Origin of the sequence: Buchnera aphidicola (Cinara pseudotaxifoliae) (assembly GCF_900128595.1) — a bacterium.
Classification (GTDB): Bacteria; Pseudomonadota; Gammaproteobacteria; order Enterobacterales; family Enterobacteriaceae; genus Buchnera_F; species Buchnera_F aphidicola_J.
In genome coordinates this window covers 228,742-248,037 of sequence record NZ_LT635893.1, presented here as the reverse complement: position 1 = coordinate 248,037, position 19,296 = coordinate 228,742, and the positions used below count along the sequence as shown (strand labels likewise).

Sequence of the window (19,296 nt, the reverse complement as noted above, 5' to 3'; positions counted from 1 at the left end):
TCTCTGTCCTAGAGCGCCTAAAATATAACAATGATATTGGTGATAAATATGGCTATCGTGTATAATTTTAATCCTGGTCCATCTATTCTTCCTAAAGTAGTTTTATCTGAAATAAAAAAAAATTTTTTTAATTGGAATAATTCTCAATCTTCAATTCTTGAGATAAGTCACCGTAGTCAAAAGTTTATAGAATATACTTTTCAAGTTGAACAAGATTTACGTTCTATATTAAATATACCGAAAAATTATCATGTTTTATTTTGTCATGGTGGAGCAAGAGGTCAATTTTCTGCTATTCCGTTAAATTTAAAGCGTAAGTTTACACAACCAGACTATATTCATAGTGGGTATTGGTCATTATGTGCTTTTCAAGAGGCAAAAAAATACTGTGTTCCTACGTATGTGTCGGTACGAAAAGTATTACAAGATAAAACAATATTTATTGAGCCAGTAAAAAAATGGAATATATCTACTAACTATACATATTTACATTATTGTCCAAATGAAACCATTGAAGGAATAGAAATTTTTGAAGAACCTATATTTGATAATAAAATTATAGTTGGTGATTTTTCTTCTACTATTTTATCACGAAAAATTAATGTAGAAAAATATGGTATTATTTATGCATGTTCTCAAAAAAATATTGGCCCAGCAGGTATTACAGTAGTAATTGTTCGTGATGATTTATTAATGCAACCAAATATACAGTCTCCTTCTATATTAAATTATCAATTATTAATGAAATCAAATTCTATGTTCAATACTCCAAGTGTATTTTCATGGTACGTAGCTGGATTAGTTTTTAAATGGATTAAAAATTTAGGTGGTTTATCGGTTATAGAAAAAAATAATAAAAAAAAAGCAAAATTGTTGTATCAATATTTAAGTTCCACTGATTTTTATAAAAATTATGTTATATCTTCTCATCAATCACGTATGAATGTTACATTTCATTTAACAAAAAATGAATTAACAAATTTATTTGTTGATACTGCCGAAAAATATAAATTATTAGGATTAAAAGGACACTCTTTAGTAGGAGGAATTCGAGCTTCTATTTATAATGCTATGCCTATTAAAGGAATTTATTGTTTAATTAATTTTATGAAATATTTTGAAGAAAAATTCCGTTAAAATAATACACAAACATTTTTATAATTACTACTATTTATTTACAGGAATTTATTTATTATGCAAAAAAGTTTGACTTTATCACCTATTAAATATATTGAAGGTGAATTAAATTTACCAGGATCAAAAAGTATTTCAAATCGAGTATTATTGTTATCAGCTATATCTAAAGGTAATACAGTTATAAAAAATTTATTATATAGTGATGATGTTAAATATATGTTAAAAGCATTATCTCAATTAGGCGTATCCTGTTATTGGGATTCTAATAAATCAGAATGTATAATTGAAGGGCTTTCCGGTTCTTTTTGCATAGAAAAAAAAATTACTTTATATTTAGGTAACGCGGGGACTGCTATGCGTCCACTACTAGCAGCATTATCTATTGGAAACAATAAAGTACTTTTAACAGGTGACGAAAGAATGCAAGAAAGACCGATTCACCACCTAGTAGAATCATTACGAATAGGAGGAGCTGATATTATTTATTTAAATAACTTGGAATATCCTCCTATATATGTACGAGGAGGATTTACAGGTGGAAAAATTTTTGTTGATGGCACAATATCAAGTCAGTTTTTAAGTTCTTTATTAATGATTGCTCCTTTAGCAAAATTAGACACAACAATTGTTGTTAAAGGTGTATTAGTATCTAAACCATATATTGATTTAACTATTAATTTAATGAAAACATTTGGTATTTCAGTAAATATTATAGATAATTATAAGTATTTTTATGTTGAAGGAAATCAAATGTACATTTCTCCTAAAAAATATTTAGTAGAAAGCGATATGTCTTCTGCTACCTATTTTTTAGCAGCTGCAGCTATAAAAGGAAAATCTATAAAAATCAATGGAATAAAAAAAAATAGTATACAAGGAGATATAAAATTTGTTGATGTATTAAAAAAAATGGGAGTATCTATTTTTTGGAAAAAAAATTCATTAATTTGTATTAAAAATAATTTATCTGGTATTACTATTGACTGTAATCATATTCCAGATGCAGCTATGACAATTGCTATGTTAGGTTTATTTGCAGATGATTTTGTTTACATTAAAAATATATACAATTGGAGAGTTAAAGAAACAGATCGTTTATACGCTATGACAACTGAATTAAAAAAAATTGGCGCTCGAGTGCAAGAAGGACGTGATTTTATTATTGTTTATCCGGTAAAAAAATTTTTACATGCTACTATTAATACATACAATGATCATCGTATAGCAATGTGTTTTTCTTTAATTGCTTTATCTGGAACATCAGTAACGTTATTGAATCCAAAGTGTGTTAACAAAACATTTCCATCTTTTTTTGAAAAATTTTATTCTATTTGTCATTTTTAAGAAAATTATACATAGTAAATTTATTTAGAATATAAAATAAATATTAATCAATTAATTTTTATTAAATTATTTTTTAAATAGAAAAATATTATTTAATATATAATAATTTTATTGAAAAAGTTAATGTTTGAAAATATTGAGATTATAACTTTAATAATTTACAATGTTATAATTATAAAATTATTATTTTTTTATTAGTATCATAACAATTAAATATTAATTGTTTTTTTTTAGGTGATAGAAGCATCAATATTTATATATTTTTTTTTATTACATTCCATTTGAAAAATAAATGGTTTTTGACTAACTTTTTATGGTAGTTTAATTTATTTTTAAAATTTTTAAACTTTCATAACATCATACAAATAAAATATTTTATATGACAACATCTTTTGCAAAACTATTCGAAAAGTCGCTAAAAAAAATAGAAACCCGTCCAGGATCCATTATTAAAGGTTCAATAGTATCAATAGATAATGATATGGTTATAGTGGATGCAGGATTAAAATCAGAATCCTTTATTCCAATAGAACAATTTAAAAATTCAAACGGTAATTTAGAAGTAAAAATAGGAGATACGATTGACGTTTCTTTAGATGCAATGGAAGATGGTTTTGGTGAAACCATTTTATCGAGAGAAAAAGCTAAACGACATGAATCTTGGATTAATTTAGAAAAAGCTCATAAAGAATCACGTAATGTCAGCGGTATAATTAACGGGAAAGTAAAAGGTGGTTTTACTGTTGAATTAAACGACATACGAGCTTTTTTACCCGGATCTTTAGTAGATATTCGCCCTATTCGAGATACTCTACATTTAGAAGGAAAAAATCTAGACTTTAAAGTTATTAAATTGGATCAAAAGAGAAATAATGTTGTTGTTTCGCGTAAAGCGGTTATTGAATTAGAAAATAATGCTGAGCGTGATCAATTATTAAAAAACTTACAAGAAGGTTCTATCGTTAATGGAATAGTTAAAAACTTAACAGATTATGGCGCTTTTATTGATTTAGGAGGAGTAGATGGGTTGTTACATATTACTGATATGGCCTGGAAAAGAGTCCAGCACCCTAGTGAAATAGTTAAAATCGGTGATACAATTCAAGTTAAAGTATTAAAATTTGATGAACAAAAAACACGAGTATCATTAGGTTTAAAACAGTTAGGAGTGGATCCTTGGACTAATCTTGTACGACGTTATCCGGAGGGTAGTAAGCACACGGGATATGTTACTAATTTAACTGATTATGGTTGTTTCGTAGAAATTGAAGAAGGTGTAGAAGGATTAGTTCATGTTTCAGAAATGGATTGGACTAATAAAAATATTCATCCCTCTAAAGTTGTAAAATCTAGAGAAAAAATTAATGTATCTATTTTGAACATCGATGAATCTAGAAGACGTATTTCATTAGGAATAAAACAATGTAAAATTAATCCGTGGAATGTGTTTGCTGAAAAAAACAAAAAAGGATCTAAGGTATGTGGTAAGATTAAATCTATTACTGATTTTGGAATCTTTATAGGTTTAGATGGTGGTATTGATGGTTTAGTTCATTTATCTGATTTATCTTGGTTTGTTTCAGGAGATAAAGAAGTAAAAAAATACAAAAAAGGTCAAAATATAGAAGCAATTGTCCTACAGGTAGATCCTTTAAGAGAACGGATTTCTTTAGGAATTAAACAATTACAAGAAGATCCATTTTATAAATATATTTTAAATAATCAAAAAAATACAGTTATTTTTGGTACAGTTACATCAATTGAAGAAAAAGCTATACTATTAAACATAGATACAGGTATTTCGGGATGTTTAAAGTTAGCAAATATACCACCTACATATCGTCAAAAATATATATCTAATCTATCTATTAAAAATACTTTATCAGTTCAAATTCAAGGATTTGATAAAAAAAACAGAATTGTATATGTATCAATTACAGAAGAATTACATCTAAAGAATGTACAAAATATGTCATTAGAAGAAAATTTAGTTGATTTTAAAAAAAATGATAATACTATGACACAAGCATTTGAAGATGCAAAAAATTAATATAATTAAAAAAAATATTTTTTGATATCTGTATTCGAAAAATATATGATAAAATTAAAATTGTTTAACTGGTTATTAAAAATTTATATTCTAAAAAAATTGTTAAATTTTTAGTAAAAAATATTTTAGAATATATGATATTTTTAAGAGAATAATAATAAATTAAAATAAGAAGATTTTAGTGATTTTTTATATTTTGATACATTAAGATAAGTAAAACTTTTAGAATAATTGAAAAATATTTTTTTTAAAAAAAATATCTTATTTTAAGTTAAAAAAACTAAAAAATTATATAAATTATATATACAAGAATAGTTAAATTTATTACTTAATCTTAAAAATTAAACTTTAATATTTTTTCAGTAAATGATTTTTTTATAATTTAGCAATTATTTGAGTATGCTACTACACTCTCATAATTGCTTCCATAGGTATTATAAAATGATTAAACCCATAATTGTAGGAAATTGGAAATTAAATGGTACTAAGAAAAGAATCAAAAAATTTTCAAAATTGTTAAGTTTATTTTTAACACAACATAATTTCAAAGGAACCATTGCAATTTCCTTACCTGTTATATACAGTTATATAATTAAAAATTTATCAATTTTTAAAAAAAAAAAGATTTTTTTGAGTGCTCAAAATGTTGATAATCATACTTTAGGATCTTTTACTGGAGAAATTTCTCCTAATATGTTATATGATATGATGATTAAATATGTAATTATTGGTCACTCTGAAAGACGATTTAATCATCAAGAAACTAATTATATAGTTGCAAATAAATTTCGTTTATTAAAAAAAGAAAATTTAATTCCGATTTTATGTATTGGAGAAACAGAACAAGAAAAAAAAGATAATAAAATCAAAGAAATTTGTGTTAAACAAATAGATACTATATTTAATATGTGTGGAATACACGCATTTGATAATTCTATTATTGCCTATGAACCTATTTGGGCAATTGGATCACATAACTCTGCTAATCCTTTAAAAGCACAATTTGTTGCTCAATTTATCCGTCAATATATAAATAGTAAATTAAACTATAAAATAAAAAATTTTTTTATTCAGTACGGTGGTTCAGTAACAAAGAATAATATATTAGAATTAATGTCTCAAAAAGATATTGATGGTTTTCTAATCGGTAAAGCTTCTTTGAAGATAACAGAATTTATCAAAATTCTAGAATTAATAAATATTTAATTTATATTTTATATATCATGTACTATTTTATATTTATATAATATAAATTTTTGTAAAAACACAGATAATTTTTTTATACAAATAATTCTTATTACATATTTATTCAAAATGACATAATATAAATTTTTATTATAAAATTTAATTTTATATATGTTTATAAAAAACATGTTTTTAATTTTAAAATAACAACTTATATTTAAGCGCCGGATTACCGGCACTTATTATATTACAAAAGGTAGTTTAAAAAATTAAAATATTTATTTAAAAAATACGATGTTTTATTACATGTAATAGATCTTTTTTAAATAATTGTTTCATGTTTTTTAACGCATAATCAATATTATGATGAACTATTTGATTATTAATTACACCAACACATTTTCCTCTTTGTCCATTTATAAGTAACTGTATAGCATATATACCCATACGAGATGCTAATATTCTATCATATGCTACTGGAATTCCACCTCTTTGAATGTGTCCTAATATAGTAGCTCGTGTTTCTTTATTAGTTTTTTGTTGAATATATTTAGCTAATTTATTAATATCACATATATGTTCAGTAACAGCTACAATAGCATGACTAGTACCTTTTTTAATACTTTTTTGTATTTCTAGTAACAATAATTCTTTTTTATAAATTACTTCCGGAATAACAATAAATTCACATCCTCCAGCAATAGCTGCTGATAGTGTTAAATCTCCACAATAACGACCCATAATTTCAATAATAGAGATTCTTTGATGTGAAGAAATAGTATCTCTTAATTTATCAATAGCGTTAACTATTGTTTCTAGGGCGGTAAAATACCCTACACTGTAGTCGGTTCCAGAAACATCATTATCAATTGTACCAGGAATTCCTATACATGGAATACCCATATCAGTTAAACATTTAGCTCCTATGTATGATCCATCACCACCAATTATAATTAAAGCATCAATCTTTCTTTTTAATATGTTGCTAACAGCAGTTTTTCGTATTTCCAGTAATTTAAATTCTAAAAACCTAGAAGATCCTAAAAATGTTCCGCCTATATTCATCAAATTAGATACACTATCGCGATATAAGGGAATAGTTGTATCATTGTATAAGCCTAAAAAACCATTTTTAATACCAATTACTTCTAAATTATTATTACTAGCTGTATATACTATAGATTGTATAATTGCGTTCATTCCTGGAGCATCGCCACCGCTCGTTAAAACTCCTATTTTTTTAATCATTATAATGATGTAACCTTAATGTTTAATATTTATTTAAATAATATAAAATCTTTTAATATAATTTTGATAAAAATAATGCATTAATTTGAAAAGTTAAGATTATCTAAATAGAATATTTTTTATTGAAGACTGAAATTAATAAATATTTGTAACTTAATAATTCACAATAATATTTTTATTAAGCTATTTAAAATTTAATTTCAATAAAAGATATATTATAAATAATAATATCTTAAGGGTTTAATATCATGAGAAAATTCATATATAATAGGAGAACCAGTAGAAATATCTAATTTTTCAATTTCAATATCATCAATGTTACTTAAGTATTTTATTAATGCACGTAAAGAATTGCCATGTGCTACTATAATTATGTTTTTGTTGTTTTTTATTTGAGGTAAAATATTAGATTTCCAAAAATGAATTACTCGATTGTATGTCATTTTTAAATTTTCAGAACTAGGAATATTTTTCTTTTTTAGATGTTTATATTTTTTATCATTCCTTAAGTCGATAATGTTTGAATCATTATTTTTTGGAGGTAAACCAAGAAAACTTCTTCTCCATAACTGAACTTGTTTGTATCCATACATACTAACGACTTCATCTTTATTTAAACCTTCTAAAGATCCATAATTTCTTTCATTTAGTTTCCATGATTTATATACGGGTATCCATGCATAATCTAATTTTTTTAATATTATCCATAAAGTATGGATGGCTCTTTTAAGTACTGATGTATATGCAATATCAAATATAAATTTATTTTTTTTTAACGCTTCAGCAGCGTACTGAGCTTCTTGTTTTCCTTTTCCAGACAACGAAATATCTTTCCATCCAGTAAATTTATTTAGCTGGTTCCATTGACTTTCTCCGTGTCGCATGAGTACTATTCTTTTATTTTTCATTATTCACCTAGAATTTTTTTTTACATATGTCGCATAATATATACTTGATACGTATATTTTTTTACAACAATAAATATTGTATTATTTTTGTTAAAATATGTAAATTAATTAGTTTTTATGTTAAAAATTAATTACATTAAAAATGTACTTTTTATTTTCTTGAAATAAACCAATGTAGTATATACATACTATACTTAGTGTATTAGAATAAATAATTAATCAATTTTTAAACTAAACGTATAAATTTAACATTTTATATAATTGATTTGTATTTAATAAATGGATTATGATAAAATAAACAATTATTATATAATATGGTATTAAAAGAACACTAAATTACAAGTTTAGTTTATTAGATTGTAATAATTATTACCAAATCTGATGTATAAGATATTTTAATATTATATATCTATTATAATTCTAGAAAAATCTTCTATAGCATCTTTTATGCAATTTAAAAATTGTATTGCTTGTTTTCCATCAATTAATTGATGATCGTAAGATATAGCTAAATACATCATAGGTAGTATTGATATTTTATCACGTATAACTACTGGTCTATTTTTAATATGGTGCATACCTAAGATAGCTACTTGCGGAGGGTTAATAATTGGAGTAGAAAATAGTGAACCAAAAACTCCTCCGTTAGTAATAGTAAAAGTACCGGATTCTAAATCTTTTAACTGTAGTTTTCCAGATTGACCTAAAATAGAAAAAGATTTTATTTTTTTTTCAATTTCGAACATAGATAAATGATTAGCATTTTTTAAAATAGGAGTTATTAATCCTCGAGGAGTAGATACAGCGATATTTATATCATAATAATCATGATATACAATATTAGTATCTTCTATAGAAGCGTTCATATCTGGAAATTTTTTCAATGCATGTATTACTGCTTTTACATAAAAAGACATATATCCTAATTTCATATTATATTTTTCTTGAAAACATTTATCATACTTATTTCTTAATAACATAATTGGTTTCATGTTAACTTCGTTAAAAGTAGTTAACATAGCTGTGTTTTGAATCGTTGACAATAATCTTTCTGAGATTTTTTTTCTCAATGGATTCATTGCAACTTGATTAACAGATCTTGTTTTAGATTGTGTATTATCATTTACAATTTTTTCTGGCAAGATGTATATATTTTTTTTTTCATTTTTTTTTTTTTTATTTAACATACATGATTTTTTAAAAATAAAATTATCTTTAGTAATTTTTTTATTTATTTTTATTCCCTTAATAGTTACTTTATTAATTTCATTATTTGTAATTAATCTACGTATTTTTGGTGTAAAAAAATCTCTTTCATTATTTTTTTTTCTTGAACTGTGTTCTATACTAAACATATTTGATTTTTTTTTAACGGGTTTAATATATCCTAATATAGATTTTGATTGTAAATCCTGACCTACAGATATGTTTTGTGTATATAAAATACCAGAAACAGGAGATGATACTTCTAATACAATTTTATCTGTTTCAATTTCAACTATTAATTCATCTTCTCGAACAACATCTCCTATTTTTTTATGCCACTTTAATAGTATTGCGCTATTAATTGATTCAGGTAAATCAGGAGCTAAAATCTTAATTTTTTTATTCATTTTTTTTCACTTGTTTTTTATTTTTATTGACATAGAAAATGCTGATTTAATGATTTTTTTTTGTTGTATATTATGACTTATGAAATTCCCTTCTGCTGTAGAAGAAAACTTTGGTCGACCAACGTATTTTAAAGATATTAATTTATAATTTATTAAAATATATTTTTTAAAATAAAAATATATGTATTTCCAACTACCTTGATTTATCGGTTCTTCTTGACACCATATAAAATTTTTTACTTGACTAAATTTACTAATAGTTTTATTTATTTTTGAATATGGAAAAGGATATAGTTGTTCAATACGTATTATTACGGTATCAATAATGTTATTTTTTTGATAAAAATCAAGTAATTCATAATAAATTTTTCCTGAACAAAAAATAATACAAGATATTAAATTATATGTACAGCTTGATTGTGTTAATAAAATTGTATGAAATTTTTCTATTAATAATTCTTTCATGAATATAAATGTTTCTGGATTTCTCAATAATGATTTAGGAGTAAATATAATTATAGGAATTTTAGATGTACTACATCCTTGTTTTAATAAAATATGATACATTTGAGATACTGTAGTAGGTATGTAAATTTTAATATTATTTTGCGCGCATAGTTGTAAATATCGTTCTAATCGACCAGATGAATGTTCTGGACCTTGACCTTCATAACCATGCGGAAGTAGGATTACTAGAGGTGAAGAATACCCCCATTTTTGCAGACTAGATGTTATAAATTGATCTATAACAACTTGAGCTCCATTAGAAAAATCACCGAATTGGGCTTCCCATACATTTAAAGTAGCATGAGATACTTTTGAATAACCATATTCAAAAGCTAAAGTAGATTCTTCTGATAAAACTGAGTCCCAAATATAAAATAATCCACTCGTAAAAGATAGATTTTGTAATGGAATATACGTAGTATTTTTTTTTTGACAAATAATAGACGCGTGTCTGTGACAAAAAGTTCCTCTTCTTACATCTTCTCCAGTTAATCTACATGTAATTCCGTAGTACATTAAGACAGCGTAAACTAAATTTTCTGCAGCTCCCCAATCCAATGGAAGTTTATTATTCACCATTTTTATACGATTAAAAAAAATTTTTTTTACTTGATTATGTATAGTTAGATGTTTAGGTAAAGTAAACAACTCAGTTGCGATTTTATTTAAAACATCTACATTATTATAAATTTGTTTAATTAAATATTTTTTAGAATGTTTATGGCGATACGATTTTTTTAGATTATTTGTTTTTAAATTGTGTTCTTGTATTTTTTTGTATAATTGTTGCATAAAATGTATATACAGTTTTTTGTATGAAGTATCTGTTTCCTTTAACGTATTTTTTATTTTTTTAGAATATAAGACACAAATTCTTTTATGATTTTTTATTATATTATACATTTTTGGTTGGGTTATATAAGGATCGTCAACTTCATTATGTCCTAATCTTCGATAACATACTAATTCAATAAAAACATCTTTTTTAAATAAATATCTAAATTTTAAAGCCAGTTTAATTATAAACATAACGGATTCGGGTTGATCGGCATTAACATGAAAAATAGGTGCATTAATCATCTTTGCGATATCTGTACAATAAAAACTAGTTCTTAAATATTTTTTTTTAGATGTAGTAAAAGCAATTTGATTGTTAATAATAATGTGTACACTACCTAAAACATTATATGCAGGAACTTGAGACATATTTAAAGTTTCTTGTATTACACCTTGCCCAATAAATGCAGCATCTCCGTGTATAATAATAGGTAAAGGATTATATTGAGAAGATTTTTGTTCTACAAAAAATTTACAGCAACCAATAACAATAGGAGTTATAATTTCTAAATGTGAAGGGTTATCTAATAAATTGATTTCAATGTTTTTGTTATTTTTTTGAATAATTTTTTTTAATCCTATATGGTATTTTACATCTCCCGTACCATTCCTGTTTTTATAGGAACGAGTTTTATTATTAAACATTTTTAATACATTGTGATGTAAAACATTATACATTACGTTTAGTCGACCTCTGTGAGCCATACCCAAAAATATTTTCTTGGTTTTTTTTTTAATACAAAACATTATAATTTTTTTTAATACTGGAATTAAAATATCACATCCCTCTAAAGAAAAACGTTTGTTTCCTGGAAATTTAGTATGAATAAATTTTTCAAAAGTAGTGGATTGAATTAAATCTTTTAGTACTTCTTTTTTTTCACTACTAGACAGTGAATGTTTAATGTTTTTAGTTTCAATATAATTTTGCAACCATTTTTTTTGTTTGATATCATTTAAATGCATATATTCAAATCCAATATAACTACAATATTTTTTCTTGAAAAATAAATATATTTCATTAAAAGAATTAACATTTTTTTTAAAACATAAAAAATTAAAATTTATTTTATTGTTAAGTTCCTTTGGGGTAATACGATGAAACAGACAAGATAATTCAGGAACATTTTTTATCTTTTTTAAGCGTGCTAACGGATTTAAGTTTGATATGTAATGTCCGTATATTCGATAAGAATTTATTAAATTTAAAAATTTTTCTTTTAATAATTCATGACTATACTCGTTTATTAAATTTTTCGATGCAATATTAAAACAAGAATGAGATTTATGTTCTTGTGCTTGAGATTTAATTGTAGTAAAAATATTATTGTTACTTGTTATACATTTATTATAAGATATTTTTTTAAATATTTTTTTCCAAGATGAATCTATTTTTTTAGAATTAGATAAAAATTTTTTATAAATATTTTCTAAAAATAACTGATTATTTGAGTATAACCACCCTATATCTCGTAATGAAAATGTTTTTTTTTTATTTTTCATGTATATTTTTATATAGTAATCATAGTTAATTATGAATTAAAAATTTAATAAATGGTATATTTTATTAAATTGGATTATGTATATCAATAAAGGTAACATTTAAATTTTTATCTTTTTGAGATAACCATTTTCCCAACAAAAAAATTCCTGATTTTTCTGTAGCATGATGTCCTAAAGAAAAAAAATGAACCTTGTTTTCTTCAGCTATATGAATCGTTTCTTCTGAAACTTCTCCGGTTAAATATGCATCAATTTTTAAGTTTATAGACTTATTAAAAAAATTTTGTCCTTTTCCAGTACACCAAGCGACATATTTAATATATTTAGGTCCTGTTCGGCCATAGTGAAATGGAACTCTATCTAATTTTTTTGATATGGTATGAATTAATGATGTTACAGTGTGTTTTTTTTTGAATTTTCCTGTAAGGACGTACGGAAAAGCATAACCATAGGTAGTAATGTTTAATAATTTTCCTAATTGAATATTATTACCGAATTCAGGGTGTAAATCTAGTGGTAAATGCCAACTATATAAATTGATATTATTTGATAATAATATTTTTAAACGATGTCTTTGCATACCCAAAATTTTTTTTTCTTGGTTTTTCCAAAAATAACCATGATGAACAATAATTGCATCTGCATTTTTTTGCAAAGCAATTTTTAAAAGATTTTGACAAGCGGTTACTCCTGTAATTACTTTTTTTATTTTATTTTTTCCTTCTACCTGTAAACCATTAGGTGCGTAATCTTTTGGGTATTTATGGCTATTTAATTTTTTATTGATGATTTTTTCGAGAATAAAATTATTCATGTCAGAGAACTCTATTGTTGTATATATTTATATATTTTAAAAAATTTTTTAGTAAATTATAAATAAAATTTATATATTTTAATTTTTAAAAATAGATTTTTATTTATATTTGAATATTTTTTATGAATTGCGAGAAGTAATAGATTTTTAAAATATTATTAATTTTTAGTTCATTTATTTTATAAAGATATAAAAATAATTTTTTATTTTAGATAAAAAAAACAGCATTCAGTACTTTTTAGTAAGATACTATTTTTATTTTTAATTAAAAAAATTTACTATTAATAATTTCATTAATTTTTTTGCTTTATTTAGTTTGAAACATAGAATTTTTTTTATACGTAAATTAAAAATTTTTATTACAGATGTTTTCATTTATAATTTTTAATTAATAATTTAGACTAATTTTTTTAATATATTTAATGAATATAATTACATTAATGTAGTTTTTATATTTATAATAGATAATTAAAATTGATAATTTTAATGAAATTATTTATTTTATAACTATATTTAGTAGAATATATAATTTATATAACTTTTTGCTCGGAATATCAATTTTATTTTTTATTATAAAAAAATTAATAAATTGAATTTTAATGTATATAAATATAAAAATTATATTTTTTTTTTTTTTGAAAATTTAGCTTTTTATTATATAACAAGTAATTTATTTAAATATATTTTTTGATGATTTTTAAAAATAATCAAATTTTTATAAATATTTTTGTAATTATTATTGATATATTAATAATGTTTATTTGTAGTTATACAATTTACTAATAGTAATATCAATTTTATAAAAATATTGTTAATGAATTTTTCTTTTTTTTAATAGAAATGATATTTATGATTTTAATATAATTTTAAAAATTAAATTAAAAATATAATTTATTTTTATATAAATAAATAAATTTAGTTTGATTAATTTTATAAACAGTGAAATTTTTATATGTAAAAATTTTATTGAGATAATGAATTATTATATTTCCATTTAAAAGATATTAATATAAAAATAGAAAGAATGGATATTTTTATATTTTTTTATGTGGACTACACTATAGTATTTTTCGTGTTTGAATTTTTTTTCAAAAATTTCACGCATACAAATATAATTTAATTTGTTTAATTTTTATAAAAATTTATACATTATTTTAAAGTAAATATATTGCATGTTAATATTTTTTTTAATATATTTTAATATTCATTTTTTTAATAAGTATTTAAATATACTATTATAAATAATATACTACATTATATAATATATAAATAAAATATTTATACAACTATTTTAAAATTTTATATATCATACTGATATATATATGTTATTTACATATATAAATAATAGTTCTTGTTTAATGATTTTATTAAAAATAACAAAATTATACGATTACTAATCATAGTGTATATTTTATGTATTGATAATATTAATATGTGTTAATATTTTTTATATGGATAAAAAATGAAAAAAACAGGTATTTTTTATGGTAGTGATACTGGAAATACAGAAAAAATTTCTTATATGATACAAAAAAATTTAAATATTAACAAATCTGCAATATTTGATATTGCTGTTTCTCCATTAAAAAAAATGGAAAATTTTGATATTTTGTTTTTAGGTATTTCCACATGGTATTACGGAGAATTACAATGTGATTGGGAAGAATCCTTGCATGTTTTAAAAAAAATGAATTTAAATAAAAAAATAGTAGCATTATTTGGATGTGGTGATCAAGAAGATTATTCAGAATATTTCTGTGATTCAATTGGAATAATGTATCATTTTTTAAAAAAAAAAAATGTTAGATTTGTAGGTTCTTGGCCAATTAAAAATTATTTTTTTGAAGCTTCTCGTGCGCAAAAAAATAAAACACATTTTTTTGGGCTACCAATTGATGAAGATAATCAATCACACTTAACTAGTAAACGTGTTACCGACTGGTTACAATTAATTCATTTAGAAATTAATAATTTACATAATTAATTTTTAAGTATTACAATTTTTTAAATTATATGATATATACAATAATTATTACAAATTAAAATTTTTATATAAATCAATACTTATTGAAAAGTTTTAAAATTGTTTTTTATGTCAAAAATATATATTTGACAGTATTAAAATTAATTTTACTGAATACTGTCAGAATATATATAAATATAATATTTGTATATTTATTAAATATATAAAATTATTTTAATGCAATCCACTCAGCTAGGTCTAGTGCTTTACTGGAATAACCAATTTCATTATCATACCATGATATTAATTTTATAAAATTTTCATTTAATGCCAAACCAGCTTTTTCATCAAAAATTGATGTTAAATGTGATCCATTAAAATCACTTGACACTAATTCTTCATTTGTATACCCAATAACACCTTTCATATATGTTTTTGATGCTAATTTTATTGCAGAACAAATGTTTAAATAACTGGTTTTTTTATTTAATCGAACTGTAAAATCTACTACTGATACATTAGCTACAGGCACTCTAAATGCAATACCAGTGATTTTTTTGTTTAATTCTGGAAGAATTTTTCCTACAGCTTGTGCAGCTCCAGTAGAAGCAGGTATTATATTTTGTAATGCACTTCTTCCGCCTCTCCAATCTTTGAAAGAAACCCCATCTACTGTTTTCTGAGTAGCTGTCGTTGCATGTACTGTAGTCATTAAACCTTCAATGATTTCAAATTCATCATTTATTACTTTTGCTAATGGAGCTAAACAGTTTGTTGTACAAGATGCATTAGAAACAATTTTTTGATTATTATAATTACTAAAGTTAACACCTTTTACAAACATAGGAGTATCATCTTTTGATGGTCCTGTTAAAATAACTTTTTTTGCTCCTGCCTGTATATGTTGTGAAGCAGATTCAGTAGTTAAAAAAATTCCAGTAGATTCCATAACAATATCAATATCAAGAGATTTCCAATCAATATTTTTAGGTTTTTTTTCAGAAAAAATATGTACTTTTTTATTATTTATAAGTAAATAATTATTTTTTTCTTGAATCGATCCTTTAAACAAACCATGTGTTGAATCATATTTTAACATATACGCAATATATTTTGGATTTAATAAATCATTGATTGCAACTACTTCTATATTTGGTCTTGTTTGAGCTAATCGAAATATCATGCGTCCAATTCGACCGAATCCATTTATAGCAATTTTAATATTCATTTAAATAGATACCAATAAATTAAATATGTATGTTAAATATTAATTTTTTTTTATAAGCAATACATATTTAGCGTGAGTGTAATAAAAATTTTTATTTTTTAAAATAATTAAATTTTACCTAAATAAAAATATTTTAGTAATAATGTATACAATTACAATATTTATGATAAAAATAACATAATATATGAATTATTTATATTTAAATAAATTTAAATATATTTTAAATGATTTATTGATTATTTTCAATATCATGACATAGAATACTTAATTTTTCAAATATCACTTTAATATGATCGAATATTGTTTTCTATATCATTCGATTTTTAAAAGTATAAATATTTGATATAATTTTTATATACATATTTAATACTAATAAAATTTATATATTAACATTATTAAAAAATATGATTAATAGTATCTATGAATATTATTTGATATAATTAAAAAATTATACACAATATGTATATAATATTTTAAAAATGTTAATATACATGTTTTAAAATTTTTACTTTTAACAATATTATATTACTATATAACAATATCTATATTGATATAATATGAATATAAAAATTTATTATAAAAATATATTTATATATTTTTTTAATAAAAATCATATATAAAAAATGTTATTGTTTTTTTTTATTAATCTTATATTGGAATATTTTTATTATATGACACAAAATGTAAAAACAAAAATAATAAAAAAAAATTTTTCTGAATTTATTTTAAAAAAACAACCATTTAAAAAAGATCAGTTAGTTGTTCACGTTAAATATGGTATTGGTCGATATATTGGTCTATGTACTTTAAATACTAAAGGTATAGTAGCAGAATATTGTGTTATTATGTATGCAAATCAAGCTAAATTATATGTTCCAATAACCTCTATTGAATTAATTAAATCATATGGTTTTACAACATTTTCGGAAATACCCTTACATACTTTAGGGAATAAAAAATGGTCCTTGGACTGTAAAAAAATAAAAAAAAAAATCTTCGATGTAGCTATTCAATTAATTGATAACGAATCTCATCGATTATTACGAAAAGGGTTTTCTTTTAAGAAAAATATTCAAGAATATTACAATTTTTGTAATAAATGTCCATATTTTATAACAAAAGATCAACAAAAATCCATTAAAGAAATTATAAATGATATGAAAAAACCTATTCCGATGGATCGGTTATTATGCGGAGATGTAGGTTTTGGAAAAACAGAAATAGCGATGCGAGCTGCTTTTATAGCTCTTGATAATAAAAAACAAGTAGCTTTATTAGTACCTACTACATTACTAGCGCAACAACATTACCATACTTTTAAAAACAGATTTTCTGAATATACATATAATATCGATACATATTCTCGTTTTACTTCGTTATCAGAAGAAAGAAACATTCAAAAAAAAATAAAACGAGGTAATATTCATATACTTATAGGCACTCATAAAATTTTATCAAAATCTTTAATATGGAAAAATTTAGGATTATTGATTATTGACGAGGAACATCGTTTTGGAGTGTATCATAAAGAAAAAATAAAAGGATTATATATAAATATAGATGTTTTGACATTAACCGCTACTCCAATTCCCAGAACTTTACATATGTCTTCATTAGGTATACGAGATTTATCAATTATATCAACACCTCCAAAAAAAAGATTAGCTATAAAAACAATTGTTCAATATTTTAATGATCAGACTATACGAAAGGCTATAATTAAAGAATTAAAAAGAGGTGGTCAAATATATTACATATATAATATTATCAAAAACATAGAAGAAAAAAAAAAATATTTATCTAGATTAATTCCAGAAGCGCGTATTCAAATAAGTCACGGAAAAATTCCTCGTAAAGATTTACATAAAATTATGTGTAAATTCTTAAATAAAGATTTTGATATCCTTATATGTACCACAATAATAGATACTGGAATTCACATTAGTAATGTAAATACTATAATTATAGAGCATGCTGATAAATTTGGATTATCACAATTACATCAATTAAGGGGTCGCATTGGTAGATCTGAAATACAAGCATATGCATTTTTTTTTATGTCAAAGACCATGAAGACCAGTAAAAAAGCACAAGAAAGATTAAATCTTATACAATCTTTGACAAATTTAGGTTCTGGATTTACTTTATCTATACATGATTCAGAAATTAGAGGAGTAGGTGAATTATTAGGAAAAAATCAAAGTGGACATATTAAAACTATTGGAATAAAATTGTATAAAAAATTTTTAAGCAATGCTATTGATGAAATTACAAAAAGTAAAAATAAAAATACTCTTCATGAATTAAATTCTAATAATAAATATGTAGATATTCAATTGCATATATCAGCTATTTTTCCTGAAGATTACATAAGTGATGTGAATCTTAGATTGTTTTTTTATAAACAAGTTTCACGTATTAATAATAATAAAAAATTAAAACATCTCAAAAAAAAACTACACTTGTTGTTTGGAGCTTTACCGATATGTGTAAAAAATTTGTTTTTATTAAAACAAGTAAAAATTCTTTCTAGTAAAATAGGAATAAAAAAAATTCAATGTTCTAAAAAAAGAGTGTGTCTTGCTTTTAATAAACAAAATATTTTAAATACTAATTGGATATGTAAAAAAATCATTAAAAATCCAAATAATTGGAAATTAAATGCTGATAAGTTATATTACTATCAGTCATTTAATAACAGTATAGATATTTTATTTTGGATTAAAAAATTTTTAAAAAACATCATAAAAAATCGATTAATTAACATGATTACAATAGAGTAATTGTATGTATACTCTAATTATTGATATATTAAAAATAAATACTTATATATAAACAAAAATTTTTAATATTTTGATAAAAATTTATTTTTTATATAAAAATATATATATATTTATTTTTTTTAATTTTGTATAAAAATCACATTAAATAAATATTTAAAAACTTTAATATTGTTAAA

General features: G+C 22.5%; 12 protein-coding genes. 6 read left to right on the top strand and 6 right to left on the bottom strand.

The genetic code is table 11. From position 1 onward, the window contains the following. Positions 1-48: 48 nt before the first annotated feature. The 4 genes from serC to tpiA all read left to right on the top strand — a co-directional run bounded on the left by serC (position 49) and on the right by tpiA (position 5,737). Positions 49-1,137 carry a 3-phosphoserine/phosphohydroxythreonine transaminase gene (gene serC, locus BUCIPSTX3056_RS01020; RefSeq protein ID WP_075474702.1) on the top strand — a complete coding sequence of 363 codons (1,089 nt, stop codon included), beginning with the start codon at positions 49-51 and terminating at the stop codon, positions 1,135-1,137. A gap of 57 nt (positions 1,138-1,194) precedes the next feature. After that, positions 1,195-2,481: a 3-phosphoshikimate 1-carboxyvinyltransferase gene (gene aroA / locus BUCIPSTX3056_RS01015; RefSeq protein ID WP_075474700.1), complete on the top strand. Its 1,287-nt coding sequence runs from the start codon at positions 1,195-1,197 to the stop codon at positions 2,479-2,481. Between the two features lie 379 nt (positions 2,482-2,860). Continuing rightward, positions 2,861-4,531: a 30S ribosomal protein S1 gene (gene rpsA / locus BUCIPSTX3056_RS01010; RefSeq protein ID WP_075474698.1), complete on the top strand. Its 1,671-nt coding sequence runs from the start codon at positions 2,861-2,863 to the stop codon at positions 4,529-4,531. A gap of 441 nt (positions 4,532-4,972) precedes the next feature. Next, entirely contained in the window at positions 4,973-5,737 is a 765-nt protein-coding gene (tpiA, locus tag BUCIPSTX3056_RS01005; protein WP_075474696.1) for a triose-phosphate isomerase, read from the top strand. Between the two features lie 261 nt (positions 5,738-5,998). On the opposite strand, the gene BUCIPSTX3056_RS01000 is transcribed toward tpiA, so the two are convergent. From BUCIPSTX3056_RS01000 to BUCIPSTX3056_RS00980, 5 genes are all read right to left on the bottom strand, one after another. Beyond that, on the bottom strand, positions 5,999-6,964 hold the full coding sequence (locus BUCIPSTX3056_RS01000; RefSeq protein WP_075474694.1) for an ATP-dependent 6-phosphofructokinase: 966 nt from the start codon (positions 6,962-6,964) through the stop codon (positions 5,999-6,001). Positions 6,965-7,179: 215 nt separating this feature from the next. After that, entirely contained in the window at positions 7,180-7,872 is a 693-nt protein-coding gene (gene gpmA, locus BUCIPSTX3056_RS00995; protein WP_075474692.1) for a 2,3-diphosphoglycerate-dependent phosphoglycerate mutase, read from the bottom strand. 401 nt (positions 7,873-8,273) lie between these two features. Beyond that, the gene (gene sucB / locus BUCIPSTX3056_RS00990) at positions 8,274-9,485 is read right to left on the bottom strand and encodes a dihydrolipoyllysine-residue succinyltransferase (protein ID WP_075474690.1); all 1,212 of its coding nucleotides are present in this window, start codon (positions 9,483-9,485) and stop codon (positions 8,274-8,276) included. A gap of 6 nt (positions 9,486-9,491) precedes the next feature. Next, entirely contained in the window at positions 9,492-12,332 is a 2,841-nt protein-coding gene (locus BUCIPSTX3056_RS00985) for a 2-oxoglutarate dehydrogenase E1 component (protein WP_075474688.1), read from the bottom strand. Between the two features lie 64 nt (positions 12,333-12,396). Then, positions 12,397-13,146, bottom strand: a complete 750-nt coding sequence (locus tag BUCIPSTX3056_RS00980; RefSeq protein WP_075474686.1) for a Nif3-like dinuclear metal center hexameric protein — start codon at positions 13,144-13,146, stop codon at positions 12,397-12,399. 1,462 nt (positions 13,147-14,608) lie between these two features. Between BUCIPSTX3056_RS00980 and BUCIPSTX3056_RS00975 the strand changes: the two genes are divergently transcribed. After that, the gene (locus tag BUCIPSTX3056_RS00975; protein WP_075474684.1) at positions 14,609-15,130 is read left to right on the top strand and encodes a flavodoxin; all 522 of its coding nucleotides are present in this window, start codon (positions 14,609-14,611) and stop codon (positions 15,128-15,130) included. 208 nt (positions 15,131-15,338) lie between these two features. Here the strand turns inward: BUCIPSTX3056_RS00975 and gap are convergent, their stop codons facing one another. After that, positions 15,339-16,337, bottom strand: a complete 999-nt coding sequence (gap, locus tag BUCIPSTX3056_RS00970) for a type I glyceraldehyde-3-phosphate dehydrogenase (RefSeq protein WP_075474681.1) — start codon at positions 16,335-16,337, stop codon at positions 15,339-15,341. A gap of 671 nt (positions 16,338-17,008) precedes the next feature. Between gap and mfd the strand changes: the two genes are divergently transcribed. After that, a complete protein-coding gene (gene mfd / locus BUCIPSTX3056_RS00965) occupies positions 17,009-19,120 on the top strand; it encodes a transcription-repair coupling factor (RefSeq protein ID WP_075474678.1) in 2,112 nt (703 codons plus the stop codon). Positions 19,121-19,296: the final 176 nt, after the last annotated feature.